General features: G+C 58.7%; 16 protein-coding genes. 12 read left to right on the top strand and 4 right to left on the bottom strand.

The window, feature by feature from the left end:
• Positions 1-54: 54 nt before the first annotated feature.
• Positions 55-330 (bottom strand): polyhydroxyalkanoic acid system family protein, encoded by a 276-nt coding sequence (locus QLG10_RS04160; RefSeq protein WP_110754745.1) that lies wholly within the window; start codon positions 328-330, stop codon positions 55-57.
• Positions 331-485: 155 nt separating this feature from the next.
• Between QLG10_RS04160 and ubiE the strand changes: the two genes are divergently transcribed.
• The 12 genes from ubiE to QLG10_RS04100 all read left to right on the top strand — a co-directional run bounded on the left by ubiE (position 486) and on the right by QLG10_RS04100 (position 11865).
• Entirely contained in the window at positions 486-1256 is a 771-nt protein-coding gene (gene ubiE, locus QLG10_RS04155; RefSeq protein WP_033045331.1) for a bifunctional demethylmenaquinone methyltransferase/2-methoxy-6-polyprenyl-1,4-benzoquinol methylase UbiE, read from the top strand.
• Positions 1256-1879 carry an SCP2 domain-containing protein gene (locus QLG10_RS04150; protein ID WP_282485681.1) on the top strand — a complete coding sequence of 208 codons (624 nt, stop codon included), beginning with the start codon at positions 1256-1258 and terminating at the stop codon, positions 1877-1879. Before ubiE ends, QLG10_RS04150 begins: the two co-directional genes overlap by 1 nt.
• Positions 1876-3480 carry a ubiquinone biosynthesis regulatory protein kinase UbiB gene (gene ubiB / locus QLG10_RS04145; protein WP_020801015.1) on the top strand — a complete coding sequence of 535 codons (1605 nt, stop codon included), beginning with the start codon at positions 1876-1878 and terminating at the stop codon, positions 3478-3480. The genes QLG10_RS04150 and ubiB overlap by 4 nt, the downstream gene beginning before the upstream one ends.
• 80 nt (positions 3481-3560) lie before the next feature.
• Positions 3561-3962, top strand: a complete 402-nt coding sequence (gene hisI, locus QLG10_RS04140; RefSeq protein ID WP_282485676.1) for a phosphoribosyl-AMP cyclohydrolase — start codon at positions 3561-3563, stop codon at positions 3960-3962.
• The gene (locus QLG10_RS04135; RefSeq protein WP_007899279.1) at positions 3955-4287 is read left to right on the top strand and encodes a phosphoribosyl-ATP diphosphatase; all 333 of its coding nucleotides are present in this window, start codon (positions 3955-3957) and stop codon (positions 4285-4287) included. The genes hisI and QLG10_RS04135 overlap by 8 nt, the downstream gene beginning before the upstream one ends.
• Positions 4288-4312: 25 nt before the next feature.
• Positions 4313-4585: a twin-arginine translocase TatA/TatE family subunit gene (locus QLG10_RS04130; RefSeq protein WP_110754750.1), complete on the top strand. Its 273-nt coding sequence runs from the start codon at positions 4313-4315 to the stop codon at positions 4583-4585.
• A gap of 10 nt (positions 4586-4595) precedes the next feature.
• Positions 4596-5021 (top strand): Sec-independent protein translocase protein TatB, encoded by a 426-nt coding sequence (tatB, locus tag QLG10_RS04125; RefSeq protein WP_110754752.1) that lies wholly within the window; start codon positions 4596-4598, stop codon positions 5019-5021.
• Positions 5000-5812 (top strand): twin-arginine translocase subunit TatC, encoded by an 813-nt coding sequence (gene tatC / locus QLG10_RS04120; protein ID WP_173667192.1) that lies wholly within the window; start codon positions 5000-5002, stop codon positions 5810-5812. Before tatB ends, tatC begins: the two co-directional genes overlap by 22 nt.
• Entirely contained in the window at positions 5809-6516 is a 708-nt protein-coding gene (locus tag QLG10_RS04115; RefSeq protein ID WP_110754754.1) for a 16S rRNA (uracil(1498)-N(3))-methyltransferase, read from the top strand. Before tatC ends, QLG10_RS04115 begins: the two co-directional genes overlap by 4 nt.
• A gap of 180 nt (positions 6517-6696) precedes the next feature.
• Positions 6697-8613, top strand: coding sequence for a methyl-accepting chemotaxis protein (locus tag QLG10_RS04110; protein ID WP_282485672.1), 1917 nt, complete (start codon positions 6697-6699; stop codon positions 8611-8613).
• A gap of 172 nt (positions 8614-8785) precedes the next feature.
• A complete protein-coding gene (locus QLG10_RS04105) occupies positions 8786-10867 on the top strand; it encodes a hypothetical protein (RefSeq protein WP_282485670.1) in 2082 nt (693 codons plus the stop codon).
• Positions 10868-11028: 161 nt separating this feature from the next.
• Complete coding sequence (locus QLG10_RS04100) at positions 11029-11865, top strand: fibronectin type III domain-containing protein (protein ID WP_282485668.1); 837 nt, start codon at positions 11029-11031, stop codon at positions 11863-11865.
• 119 nt (positions 11866-11984) lie between these two features.
• Here the strand turns inward: QLG10_RS04100 and QLG10_RS04095 are convergent, their stop codons facing one another.
• The 3 genes from QLG10_RS04095 to QLG10_RS04085 form a co-directional block, all read right to left on the bottom strand.
• On the bottom strand, positions 11985-12719 hold the full coding sequence (locus tag QLG10_RS04095; RefSeq protein WP_110754760.1) for an amino acid ABC transporter ATP-binding protein: 735 nt from the start codon (positions 12717-12719) through the stop codon (positions 11985-11987).
• A complete protein-coding gene (locus QLG10_RS04090; protein ID WP_110754764.1) occupies positions 12712-13671 on the bottom strand; it encodes an amino acid ABC transporter permease in 960 nt (319 codons plus the stop codon). The genes QLG10_RS04095 and QLG10_RS04090 overlap by 8 nt, the downstream gene beginning before the upstream one ends.
• 154 nt (positions 13672-13825) lie before the next feature.
• Positions 13826-14623 carry a transporter substrate-binding domain-containing protein gene (locus tag QLG10_RS04085; protein ID WP_110754762.1) on the bottom strand — a complete coding sequence of 266 codons (798 nt, stop codon included), beginning with the start codon at positions 14621-14623 and terminating at the stop codon, positions 13826-13828.
• Positions 14624-14653 lie beyond the last annotated feature (30 nt).

The following is a 14653-nucleotide window of genomic DNA, read 5'->3' as shown; positions in this document are numbered from 1 at the left end:
CATTCGCGAGCAAGCCCGCTCCCACACCGACCGCATTTCACAATAAGAACCGGGTCAGACCAACGCTTTATCCAGCGCCTTTTCGATTTCCGCTTTGATCATGCCGCTCATGGCCGACATCATCAGGCCCAACTCCACTTCGACCCTGATCGAGTCGTCACTGACGTGCACCGCGCCTTTCACACCGGAGCGCTTGAGGTTCAAGGTATCGCCAGACCACTGCGGTTCCAGGCCATACTGATCGGAGAGTTTCTGCGCCAGCTTGTCGGCCTTCTCGCGAGCCGCTTCCTTACCCAGGCCATGGGCACGTTCAACACTGATATGGGCCATCAAATGACTCCTGCTTTATGGATGCGTTCCTGAGGCATCTTGACCTCTGCTGCGTCAAAACGTCCCGATGGTTGCCCATCTTACCTTCAGCCTTGCCAAGACAAAGCATGCCTTGGGGATTAGAATGTCGCGCATTCTCTTTTGGTGACAGCGATATGACTGATCAGCGCAAAGGCAACGATGCCGAACCCACCACACACTTCGGCTTCAAAAACGTTCCGGAAAGCCAGAAAGCGGAAAAAGTCGCTGAGGTTTTCCACTCCGTAGCCGCCAAGTACGACCTGATGAACGACCTCCTGTCGGGCGGCATGCACCGCCTGTGGAAGCGTTTCGCGATCGAGTTGTCGGGCGTGCGCACCGGTAACCGGGTGCTGGACATCGCCGGCGGCACGGGTGACCTGACCCGCAAGTTCTCGCACCTCGTTGGCCCGACTGGCCAGGTGGTGCTGGCCGACATCAACGAATCCATGCTCAAGGTCGGTCGTGACCGCCTGCTGGATCTGGGCGTGGCCGGCAACGTCGAATTCGTCCAGGCCGATGCGGAAAAACTGCCGTTCCCGGACAACCACTTCGACTGCGTGACCATCGCCTTCGGCCTGCGCAACGTCACGCACAAGGAAGACGCACTGCGTTCGATGCTGCGCGTGCTCAAGCCTGGCGGTCGCCTGCTGGTGCTGGAATTCTCCAAGCCGACCAACGCGTTGATGTCCAAGGCCTACGACGCCTACTCGTTCGCCTTCATGCCGCTGATGGGCAAGCTGATCACCAACGACTCGGAAAGCTATCGCTACCTGGCCGAATCGATCCGCATGCACCCGAACCAGGAAACCCTGAAGTCGATGATGGTCGAGGCCGGCTTCGACCGCGTGACCTATCACAACATGACCGCAGGCATCGTCGCCCTGCACCGTGGCATCAAGCCCTGATGCTGCTCGCCGGCCTGCTCGCCAGCGTTGAGCTCGGTCTGAACCGGGTGCTTCGCCTCGACAGCACGGCACTGCCGCGGCTGGCACATTTGGCCGGCAAAGTGATTGCCGTCGACTGCCGCAGCCCGGCGTTGCAAGTGTTCATCCTGCCCAGCGATGAGGGCCTGATGCTCGCCTCCCATTGGGAAACCGGTGCCGATTGCACCTTGCGCGCACCGGCCTCGAGCCTGCTAAAGCTGGCGATGAGCAAGGACAAGACGGCGGTGCTGCATGCACCCGAAGTCGAGCTCGACGGCGACAGCGGTGTATTGCTGGAACTGACGGCGATCCTCCAGGACCTCGAGCTGGATTGGGAGTACGAACTCTCGCGCTGGCTCGGCCCGGTCGCCACGCAACTGGTCGGCGGTCACCTGCGTAGCCGCGCCCGCTGGTACCAGCAAGGGTTCGCCAGCCTCGGCCAGAACCTGGGCGAATACCTGGCCGAAGAATCACGCACCCTCGTCGGGCAGCGCGAAGCCGAAGCCCGATTCAGTGAACTGGACCAGATCAAACTCGATCTGGAACGTCTCGAGGCGCGTTTCGAGCGCCTTTCCCGACCCCTCGACCCAAGCGATAACGCATGAAGCTGCTTGCCGTCCGCCGTTTGTTGCGCATCCAGCGCGTCGTGATCCGCTACCGCCTCGATGACCTGCTGTTCGCCCTCCCGCTGCCCTGGTTTCTCCTGGTGCTGCGTTACGCCTTGCCGTGGCGCTGGTTCCCGCGCAAGACGCTGGACTTGAGTCGTGGCGCACGATTGCGCCTGGCGTTGCAGGACCTGGGACCGATTTTCATCAAGTTCGGGCAGATCCTGTCCACCCGCCGCGACCTGCTGCCCGAAGACATCGCCGATGAGCTGATGATGCTGCAGGACCGCGTGCCGCCGTTCGACTCGCAAGTGTCGGTCAATCTGATCGAAGAGCAGCTGGGCAAGAAAATCAGCGAAGTGTTCAGCCGCTTCGACGTCGAACCACTGGCCTCGGCGTCGGTGGCCCAGGTGCACGCTGCGCAGTTGAAAACCGGCGAGGAAGTCGTGGTCAAGGTGATCCGGCCGGGCCTCAAACCAGTGATCGCGCAAGATCTGGCGTGGTTGTTCATCCTCGCCCGCGCCGCCGAAAAACTCTCGGCCGATGCGCGCCTGCTGCACCCGGTGGATGTAGTCCAGGACTACGAAAAAACCATCTACGACGAGCTCGACCTGCTGCGCGAAGCGGCCAACGCCAGCCAGCTCAAGCGAAACTTCGAGGGTTCGCCGCTGCTGTACGTACCACAAGTCTATTGGGACTGGTGCCGGCCGAAAGTGCTGGTGATGGAGCGCATCTACGGCATCCAGGTGACCGACCTCGCGACCCTGGCGGACCAACGCACCGACATGAAAATGCTCGCCGAACGCGGTGTGGAGATCTTCTTCACCCAAGTGTTTCGCGACAGTTTCTTCCATGCCGACATGCACCCCGGCAACATCTTCGTCAGCACGGTGCAGCCGTGGAGCCCGCAATACATCGCGATCGACTGCGGTATTGTCGGCAGCCTTACCCCCCAGGACCAGGATTACCTGGCGCGCAACCTGTTCGCGTTCTTCAAGCGCGATTACCGGCGAGTGGCACAGCTGCACATCGATTCGGGCTGGGTGCCGGCGGAAACCAAACTCAACGAATTCGAAGCGGCGATCCGGACGGTCTGCGAACCGATCTTCGAAAAACCGTTAAAAGATATTTCCTTCGGCCAAGTGCTGATGCGCCTGTTCCAGACAGCTCGTCGCTTCAATATGGAAGTGCAGCCGCAACTTGTCCTGCTGCAAAAAACCCTGTTGAACATCGAAGGATTGGGCCGTCAGCTGTACCCGGACCTCGACCTGTGGAACACCGCGCAACCCTTCCTCGAGCGCTGGATGCGTGACCGCGTCAGCCCCAAAGCCTTGTTTGGCAACGTGCAATCCCAGATCGAACAGATTCCGCACCTGGCCAATATGACCCGTGACCTGCTCGAACGCCTGTCCCAGCCCCATGCCAACGATCCGCCGCCACCCTGGCATCGACGCCGCGACGACTGGTTCCTGCGCCTGCTCGGTACGGCCCATCTGGCCGGTGGCGCGATCCTCGCCGCAGGCGGGCCATTGAACGATCTGGCCTATTGGCCAGCGGGCATCATGATGGCGGTCGGCTTGTATCTGGTCGTTCGCCGATAGCCAGTTGTGCTGCGCACTGGCACACTGTTTCAACGTTGAGCCCGACTAATGATGTGACGGGCTTGCTGTCGGAGTCGAAGATGAAAAACTGGCTGGACGAGATCAAATGGGACGCCGACGGCCTGGTGCCGGCGATTGCCCAGGACCACAAGACCGGGCGCGTCCTGATGATGGCCTGGATGAACCGCGAAGCACTGGAACTGACGGCTGCCGAGAACCGCGCCATCTACTGGTCGCGCTCGCGCGGCAGGCTGTGGCGCAAGGGCGAAGAGTCCGGTCATGTGCAGACCCTGCATGAGATGCGGCTGGACTGCGACGCCGACGTGATCATCCTGATGGTCGAGCAGATTGGCGACATTGCCTGTCATACCGGGCGCCAGAGCTGCTTCTACCGTGTTTTCGAGAACGGTGACTGGACGACTGTCGACCCGGTCCTGAAAGATCCGCACGCCATCTATTGCGCAGGACACAAACATGAGTGACACGTTGACCCGTCTGGCCCAGGTGCTGGAAGAGCGCAAAGGCGCCGCCGCCGACAGCTCGTACGTCGCCAGCCTGTACCACAAGGGCTTGAACAAGATTCTGGAAAAAGTCGGCGAAGAGTCAGTCGAGACCATCATTGCCGCCAAGGACGCCGCCATCAGCGGCGACTGCAGCGATGTGATCTACGAAACCGCCGATTTATGGTTCCACAGCATGGTCATGCTCGCCCAATTGGGGCAGCATCCCCAGGCTGTACTCGATGAACTGGACCGTCGCTTCGGTCTGTCCGGACACGCCGAGAAAGCCTCGCGCCCGTCCGCCTGAATAACTATTAGAGAGGAGCAGCAGCATGGGCATTTTTGACTGGAAACACTGGATCGTCATCCTGGTTGTCGTGGTACTGGTATTCGGCACCAAGAAACTGAAAAACCTCGGCACCGACGTTGGCGAGTCGATCAAGGGCTTTCGCAAGGCCATGAACGACGACGAAAAGCCGGCCGATCCGACAGCGACTCCGGCTCAACCGGTGCCACCGGTCCAGCCACAGGCCTCTGTGAACCAGCCGCACACCATCGACGTGCAGGCGCAGAAAGTCGAAGAGCCGATCCGCAAAGACTCGTGAGCACTGACTAATGTTTGGTATCAGCTTCTCTGAACTGCTGCTCGTCGGCCTCGTCGCCCTGCTGGTGCTGGGCCCCGAGCGCCTGCCGGGCGCTGCGCGTACCGCCGGCCTGTGGGTCGGGCGCCTCAAGCGCAGCTTCAATGCAATCAAACAGGAAGTTGAACGTGAGATCGGTGCCGACGAGATTCGTCGGCAACTGCACAACGAGCACATCCTGTCGCTTGAGCAGGAGGCCCGCAAGATCTTCTCGCCGACCCAGCAGCAACCGACACCTGTCGAGCCTGCAGCGTCGTCGACGATCCATGCGCCTGTCGTTGAATCTGCGCCAGTCGAAGCTGTACCTGTCGCAACAATGCCGGTCGAACCCGTTGCACCTGCGGCGGCGCCCGTTGCGCCGGCCCCTCAAGACCCAACATTGCCGCCGCGAGCCCCATGAGCGATCTTCCTGAAAACGACCAGCACATGCCGCTGGTTTCGCACCTCACCGAGTTGCGTACCCGCCTGCTACGCTGCGTAGCGGCGATCTTCATCATCTTTGCCGGGCTGTTCGCCTTTACCCAGCAAATCTACACCTTCGTCTCGACACCGCTGCGGGCCTACCTGCCAGCCGGTGCGACGATGATTGCCACGGATGTGTCGTCGCCGTTCCTGACGCCACTGAAGCTGACCATGATGGTCTCGCTGTTCCTGGCGATTCCGGTGATCCTGCACCAGATCTGGGGCTTCATCGCACCGGGCCTGTACAAGCATGAGAAACGCATCGCCGTGCCCTTGCTGTGTTCGAGCATCGTGCTGTTCTACGCCGGCATGGCGTTCGCCTATTTCCTGGTATTCCCGCTGATTTTCAAGTTCTTCGCCGCCGCCACCCCGGCCGGCGTGGAAATGATGACGGACATCACCAGCTACCTCGATTTCGTCATGACGCTGTTCTTCGCCTTCGGCGTGGCGTTCGAAATCCCGGTGGCCGTGGTGCTGCTGGTGTGGATCGGCGTGGTCGACGTCAAGTACCTGAAGAAGATCCGCCCGTACGTGATCATCGGCTGCTTCGTGGTCGGCATGATCCTTACCCCGCCGGACATTTTCTCGCAGACCCTGCTGGCGGTACCGATGTGGCTGCTGTTCGAGATCGGCATCCTGTTTGGCAGCCTGATCAGCAAGCGTGGCGAGCATCCGGACGACCAGCCTGCCGACGATAACAACGACCAGCCGCCAGCGACCCAACCGTGAACCTGTTGCTCCTTGAAGAGGCCGACTTCATTGCGGCCGACCGGGTGGTCCTGCGTGATCGGCGGTTGACCCACATGCAGGAAGTCCACCGCTGTGAAGTGGGTGACAGCATGCGGGTCGGCCGCATCGGCGGCTTGATGGGCTCGGCCGAGGTGTTGCGCCTGGACGCCAACGAGGCGGAACTGCGCGTCACCCTCGACCAGTCCCCACCCGCCAAGCTGCCGTTGACCCTGGTCCTGGCCCTACCGCGGCCCAAGATGCTGCGCAGGGTGTTCCAGACCGTCGCGGCCATGGGAGTGCCACGGGTCGTGCTGGTGAACAGCTATCGCGTCGAGAAGAGTTTCTGGCAGACACCGTTCCTGGAGCCCGAGGCCATTCGCGAGCAATTGATCCTGGGACTCGAACAGGCCAGGGACAGCGTGCTGCCGCAAGTCGTGATCGAGAAACGCTTCAAGCCGTTCGTCGAAGATCGCCTGCCTGCCATTACCGAGGGCACTCTCGGCCTGGTTGGTCATCCAGGCCAATACCCGCCCTGCCCCCGCGCCCTCACCGAGCCCGTGACCCTGGCCATCGGCCCGGAAGGTGGCTGGATTCCCTACGAAATCGACTTGCTGGGCAAGTCCGGCCTGCAACCGGTGCAGTTGGGCGAGCGCATCCTGCGCGTGGAAACTGCCGTTACCGCGCTGCTCGCCCGGCTCTTCTAACCCAACACCGCCACCCTGCAGGAGCGAGCATGCTCGCGATGGACATCAGAGCGCCGTAGGGTATCAGGCAGCCAGCGTCATCGTTCACGACCTTCGCGAGCATGCTCGCTCCTACAGGATTCCCTCCCCCTGCCGATATACCTCCCATGAAACCAATGTTTGCTTCGGGAGAGTTGCAGCATGTACCAATCGCTAGCCGATAAACTGGGGAACGTAAGCGTAAACCGCAAGCTGGGCGTCGGCTTCGGTCTTGTGCTGCTGCTGACGATGCTGATCACCTTCACGGGCTGGACCGGCCTGAGCGACGTCACCCGTCGCGGTGATACGCTGGGGTTCATTTCCGATATCAACGGGATGACCAAAGACCTGCGCATCGCCCGCCTGGATTACGAAATGCGCCGTGGCGAACAAGGCCCCGGCGCCGTCAATGATTTGCTGGGCAAGCTCGACACCAGCCTGCAAGCGGCTCGCCGGATGATCGAGCAACCCGGCGACGTAGCCATGGTCGACCAGCAATTGGCCGCCGTCAGCCTGTACAAGCAAGCCTTCGCATCCATGACCCAGATCAGCGCCAGTCGCGAAGATGCTCGCAGCAAATTGGGCGCCACCGCCGACACTGCCGTGGCCAAAGTCGCCGAAGTCGAACAATCCCTACTGCAAGGCGACAGCGTGGCGCAGTTCAATAGCGTGATCGACTTGAGCAAATTGATCCAGCAAGCGCGCTTTCAGGTGCGTGGTTACACCTACAGCGGAAAGGCTGAGGCAGAACAGCCAGCGCTGGACGCCATCGACAACGCGCTGAAACATCTGCAAAGCCTGCCGTCGAAGCTGCCAGAACAACACATCGCTAACTTGCAGCAAGCAACAGACTCGCTCAGGGCCTACCGCGCCGCGGTCATCCAATACCACGATTCCCAGACCGCCAGCGCCGATGCATTCAAACATATGGCTGCCCAAGGCGAGATTCTGCTCGACGTCAGCAAGAAGCTCACCGCCTCGCAAACCCTGGTGCGCGATACCGACGTAGCGCACGCCAAGAACATGCTGTTGCTGGCCACCCTCCTGGCCCTGGTCATTGGCCTGTTTGCCGCCTGGGCCATCACCCGGCAGATCGTGATTCCGCTGAACCAGACCCTCAAGGCGGCCGAACGCATCGCTGCCGGTGACCTGACCCACAACCTGGTGTCCCGTCGCCAAGATGAACTGGGCCAACTGCAGCGCGCCATTCAGAGCATGACCCAAGGCCTGCGCGAATTGATCGGCGGCATCAGCGACGGCGTCACGCAGATCGCCAGCGCCGCCGAGGAACTGTCGGCCGTCACCGAACAGACCAGCGCCGGGGTCAACAGCCAGAAGGTCGAGACCGATCAGGTGGCGACCGCCATGAACGAGATGACCGCAACGGTGCAGGAAGTCGCACGCAACGCCGAGGAAGCCTCGGAGGCCGCCGTAGCCGCCGACCAACAGGCCCGCGAAGGTGACAAGGTAGTCGGTGAGGCCATCGCCCAGATCGAGCGCCTGGCCACGCAAGTGGGTCATTCCACCGAAGCCATGGGCGAGCTCAAGCGCGAAAGCGACAAGATCGGCAGCGTGCTCGACGTGATCAAGTCCGTCGCCCAGCAAACCAACCTGCTGGCGCTCAACGCGGCTATTGAAGCCGCCCGTGCCGGTGAGGCCGGACGTGGTTTTGCGGTGGTCGCCGATGAAGTACGCAGCCTCGCCCAGCGCACCCAGAAGTCCACTGAGGAAATCGAAGAGCTGATCGTTGGCCTGCAAAGCGGCACTCAGCAAGTCGCCAACATCATGGACAATAGCCGCAACCTGACCGACAGCAGCGTAGAGCTGACTCGCCGCGCCGGCGGCTCGCTGGCCAACATCACCCGCACCGTCTCAGCCATTCAGGCAATGAACCAACAAATCGCCGCTGCCGCTGAAGAGCAAAGCGCCGTGGCCGAAGAAATCAACCGTAGCGTGCTGAACGTACGCGATGTTTCGGAACAGACCTCGGCTGCCAGTGAAGAGACCGCCGCCTCCAGTGTTGAGCTGGCGCGGTTGGGGACTCATCTGCAGATGTTGGTAGGCAGATTCAGAGTTTAAACGGTGATACGGATGCCTCGGTTTATTTGAAACCGAGGCTCTGCCTACAATCGAAAAATCAGTACAGTTTAATCTTTATTTAAGTACTATTCCCCTAACAGTTCTGCTAGTGGTCAATGGGGTTTGACCTGTGCATTAATCAATCCTGTTGCTCCCCCGACAGGAACCCATCATGTCTCTCCCAGCGCAAACTCTAGAAGTTCAAACATCTCGCTCTTTTTTGCTCCCACCTACTGTGACCGACACAGTAGATGGAACTTTGAACTTCAATAGCTTGATAAACCCCCCAATAGTCAGCGTTGCACCCTGGGTTGGAATTAATAGCCAATCAAAACTATGGATGCATTGCGAATGCATCTACGCCAACGGACGCCCTTGCATTATTGAGCTGGCAGAGGCTGTACCAGTGAGCACCTCGCCTGACGCACAGGCGTTCTCCTGCGAACTACCACTAGACGAGCTCTCGAAGCTGGCCGACAACACTACCATTACAATAATCCTGATGGTGAGTAGCGATGGCACACTGGAGAAACAATCTCTCAACAGCGTTCGCTACAGCCTAATGTTTCAACACCCTATAATCCTGACCAATTACAGTCGTTGGATGACAGACATTGGCTCAAACCTTGAACACTTGAAAATACATGACCTGATATTACTCCAAGCCCATAATGCTGGCGTCGACCTAGTTGGCGCTGGGTGGCCGGCTGATCAGTGGGCTGCCTGCCAGGATGACTCTTTTACCTATCAACTGCGTAACGGTGCTCGAGCTCTTGACCTGCGCTTGTACCGCCGAAGCAATGCGACGGGCACCCATCAAGAATTCATATTTGAACACGCTGGCTATGACGCCAATCGCAATTTGAACCACTGTATTCATGGAGTTTTAGAGTTCGCAGAACAAAACCCCGGGGAAATCATAATATTAAACTTCCACGAAGCAGTAATAGACGGTAGAGAATTTTACGTCGACAGTATTATAGAAATAGCACTCGGTAATCGTTGCATTCCTCCAACGGCAATGAACCTGACGATTGGTCAAATCCGCAGTCGATTCCCTGGCAGAAACATCATTATCACCTGGAACCATTCACAGTGGTATTGCTGGCCAAACGTTCATCAGACCTGGACCGGCGAAGACCTTAATGGAGAGAGAGATCTTTATAACCATATCACTCACATCATGGCCGACCCGCCAAAAGATCAACTATGGTCGATATTCGCCGCGGGCTACAATTTATTGGGACCTATTCGCTTTGGGCCCAGCGCTATCCATTGGGATTGTTTTTTTAACAGATTGGGTTCTGACCGCTATCGGCAACCCAGCAAAGGCAACATGATCAACGTTGATTTCTTCGCTGGAACAGGCGTCGTTGATCGATGCATCAACGCCACGCGAACTAGAGCGAATCAGGCCAATCGATCCCGCCCCATAGGTCTGACAACCAGCAATATAACAACCGACTCAATTCATTTGAAGTGGTTCAGCCCTCTAGACAACGAAACAATTAAGCATTACGAACTCTCCGTTAATGATGAACTGGTTGGCTTGGAAAACTCACTGCAATATACATTCAAAAGTTTGAAAGACGGGGTAACTTACCGGCTCCAGGTACTCGCAGTTTTCAACTCCGGCCACGGTGCTGCAGCTGAAATCACTGCCAGGACCGTAGGAATACCAGACACCATAAAACCCACTCCACCGACCGATCTCTACTTCGTTTTTTTTAGCGAGGTCAATCTTGCCCGCCTTCAATGGACCGCTTCGACTGACAACGTGGCAGTCATAGGCTATCAGGTTTATCGCGACGGCTTGCCGTTCGGACAAATAGTCCAACAAACATCGACCCTAATCGAGGTTGTCACCAACCAGTCGTATAAAGTCCGAGCCCTGGATGCCGCCGGAAACTTCGCCGATTCCGCCTCGCTGACAGTGACAGCAGACAGAATCCCCCCAGCAAACCCACCAACCTTCGCGCTCCCACAATCACCGTCAACTCCGTCAGCCTGGAGTGGTATCCATCCAGTGATAATGTCGCGGTTATCGGCTATCGGATCTACCGCAACGGCACACCGATCAGCCCGCTTATTGCCGGCACCCGTTACACCGATCATGGTCTTGCCGAAGCTACCCACTATATTTACAAGGTGCGTGCGCTGGATGCTGGCGGAAACATTGCCGACTCCGATCCATTGCCGGTCACTACACCGGACGAGACCGCACCTTCTAAGCCAACCAACCTCGAAATCATAACTCATACAGGCAAAAGCGCTCTCCTCTGGCGCCCGTCAACTGATAACGTCAAGGTCATCGGCTATGAGGTTTATCGAAACGGAAATCTACTCGACATAACCGAAGGTACGCTTCTTTTCCCTATCGACGTGACCCAACCCTATCGGTTCCAGGTGCGCGCAATGGATGCTGCCGGAAACGGTACCTACTCGGACGTGCTGGTATCCAAAGACGATCAGCCACCCAGCAAACCCGGCAATCTGCGAGCCACCAGCATCACCAATAACTCCGCCACCCTGGAGTGGACTGCATCCAGTGATAACGTTGGGGTTACCGGCTATGAGATCTTCCGTGGCAACAATAGGATCGACACAGCGAACGGCACCCGCTTCGTTGTCAACGGCTTGAGCCCAGGTACACCCTATGTTTTCAAGGTGCGGGCGATGGATGCCGCCGGCAACGGTACCGACTCCGATCCGCTGCCAGTCACCACCACCAAACCAGACACGACAGCGCCCTCCAAACCCACTAACTTGAGAGCCACCACTATCACCGACACCTCTGCCACTCTGGAGTGGAATGCATCCAGTGATAACGTCGGGGTTACCGGCTATGAGATCTTCCGTGGCAACAATAGGATCGACACTGCGAACGGCACCCGCATCGTTGTCACCGGCTTGAGCAAAAATACACCCTATGTATTCAAGGTGCGCGCGATGGATGCCGCCGGAAACGGTACCTACTCCGATCCGCTACCACTCACCACGCTTGCGGGCAATGGCCCGACCAATCTGACATTCGTGCGGTCCGGCGACACTCTCGGAATTCTCAGATGGCAACCTCCCGTTGATAGTAGCGGCGTCACCGGTTATCAGGTTTCAAAAGATCGAAACATCCTTGGAGATTTTCCCGAGACCCTCTACCTGTTCTTTGATTTGACGCCCGGTGTAACGCACTTGTTCGAGGTGCGAGCGAACCGCAATGGAAGGTATTCGGATGCTGTCCAGATTAGTGGCTGATCTGGAATTACCGACAGCAAGCTCCTGCGCCCACAGAGTCTTCGTCCAGTTTTAGATTCTGTGGGCAGGAGGCGCCCAAGCGTTTTGCTGCGTGACGTACAACGCTAGATCAAACCGGCTCACAACACCTGGCGTAAAAACGCCTGCGCCCGTGGATCCTTCGGAGCATCGAAGAACTCCGCTGGCGAGGCGTCTTCCAACAACTTGCCATGATCGAAGAACAACACCCGATCCGCCACTTCCCGCGCAAAGCCCATCTCGTGGGTCACGCAGACCATGGTCATGCCTTCCACAGCCAGCGTCTTCATCACATCCAGCACTTCGCCAACCATTTCCGGATCGAGCGCCGAGGTCGGCTCGTCGAATAGCATCACCTTCGGTTCCATCGCCAGCGCCCGGGCAATCGCTACCCGCTGTTGCTGGCCGCCGGACAGCCGCGACGGAAATTCGTTGGCTTTCTGTGCAATACCGACCTTTTCGAGCAGCACCATGGCCTTGGCCTCGCGCTCTTTCTTGCCGCGCTTGCGCACGACTTTCTGCGCCAGGCACAGGTTTTCCAGCACGGTCATGTGCGGGAACAGGTTGAAATGCTGGAATACCATGCCAACTTCACGGCGGTAGGCGTTCACGTCGGTTTTCGGATCGGCCAGTTGCAGGCCGTCGATGCTCACTGAACCGGAATCGAACTCTTCCAGGCCATTAAGGCAACGCAAGAAGGTCGACTTGCCGGAACCGGACGGACCGATGACCACCAGTACTTCACCCTTGGCGACGGTCGTGCTGACGTTGTCCACCGCGCGCACCACTTGGCCGCGGGTGTCGTAGACTTTTACCAGATCGCGGACTTCAATCACTTTGCGCGAGCCTCCGCTCAAGCCTGCTGGCGATTTTCGACAGCGGCAGGTTGATCAACAGGTACAGGCCGGCGACGCAGAACAGGATTTCGAACGGCGAGAACGAGGTGGTGATGACTTCACGACCGCTTTTGAGCAGTTCGGTAATCGCGATCACCGACACCAGCGACGTGTCTTTCACCAGACTGATGAACTGACCGGCCAGCGGCGGCAGTACGCGCTTGAACGCTTGCGGCAGCACCACATGACGCATCGACTGGCCAGCATTCAAGCCCAGCGAGCGCGCGGCTTCGTTCTGGCCACGGGCGATCGACTGCACGCCGGAGCGGATGATCTCTGCGACGTAGGCGCCGGTGAACAGCGACAGCGCGGCGATCCCGGCGAACTCCCGGGACAGGTTCATTACGGTACCGATGAAGAAGTAGAAAATGAAAATCTGCACCAACAGCGGTGTACCGCGCACCAGTTCGACGTAGATGGTCGAGAGGTCGCGCAGGGTCGGGTTGTTCGACAGCCGGCACAGGCCGGTCGCCAGGCCGATCAACAGGCCTAGCACGCCGGACACCACCGACAGCCAAAGCGTGGTCCAGAGACCCCACAACAGGGGTCCGGCGGCCCAGTGGCGGGTTACACCAATCACATCGCCTTCGGCCACATCATCGCCTTGGGCGACTTGCAGGCTGTTTTCGTCGACGGTCAGATGTTGTTCGTCCCCTGCGTCATTGCGCAGCGTGACCTCAGCTTTATCGCCCTTGCGCACTAACTCGCTGACGGTGGAGATGTCGGCGGCGCGCTGGGATTCTTCGGCGTGGTAGGCAAAGTACTGCGGTACGCGGTTCCAGCGCCATTCGTACGACATCAGCGAGGTGGCGTAATACAACGCGCCAGCCAGGCCGATCAGCACCAGCACGGTCAGGACGTGCCAGGGCCATTGGGCTTTTTTCTGTTTCATTGGGTATGCAGGTTCCGGATTCTGTGTCGCCAGGGAGGCCGCCATCGCCGGCAAGCCGGCTCCTACAGTTGATTTGGGTGAACACAACAGGTGTGTCCGGCGCCAATCCTGTAGGAGCCGGCTTGCTGGCGTTGACGCGACTCGGTCTGAGGCCTTACTCCATATCCTTGAGCCAAGCGGTGTCTTTGAACCACTTGTCATGGATGCGATCGTAGGTGCCGTCTTCGTGGATCTGGTGCAGGAAGTTGTTGATGAAGTTGATGCTGTCGTAGTCACCCTTCTTCAGGCCGAAGGCCAGCGGCTCGTAGGTGAACGGCTTGTCGAGGAACACCAGCTTGCCGTTGCCGACCTTGTTCACCGCCACAACGTTGTAAGGGGCGTCGTAGATAAAGGCGTCGGCCTTGCCATTGACCACGTCGAGCACAGCTTCCTGTTCGTTGTCGTAGCCGTGGTACTTGGCTTTGGCAATCAGCTTTTTGGCGACCATCTCGCCGGTGGTGCCGAGCTTGGAGGTGATGCGGTAGTCGGCGGTGTTCAGGTCTTTGTAGGACTTGATGGTGCCTTCCAGCTCCTTGCGGATCAGCAGGGTCTGGCCGACCACGATAAACGGTTCACTGAAGTTCAGGCGCAGGTTGCGCTCCTGGGTCAGGGTCATGCCACTGCCGATCATGTCGAACTTGTCGGTCAGCAGGGCCGGGATGATGCCGTCGTAGCCGGTGGACACCAGCTCCAGCTTGACGCCCATGGCCTTGGACATGGCTTTGAGGATGTCGACTTCGAAACCGATGATCTCGCCGCGCTTGTTGGTCATTTCGAACGGCATGTAAGTCGGGTCCATGCCGACTTTCAACGTGCCGCGCTTGACCGCGTCATCAATGGCACCGGCCTGCGCCGCGCTGACTGCAACCAATGCCATGACGCTGACCAGCAGCATCGACAGATACTTCTTCATCTTCAAGTCCCCAAAACCATTGCGTTTGCG

It is taken from the genome of Pseudomonas sp. V98_8 (assembly GCF_029967975.1).
GTDB classification, from domain to species: Bacteria; Pseudomonadota; Gammaproteobacteria; order Pseudomonadales; family Pseudomonadaceae; genus Aquipseudomonas; species Aquipseudomonas umsongensis.
The sequence above is the reverse complement of the archived record's forward strand: the minus strand, read 5'-3'. Positions and strand labels throughout refer to the sequence as shown.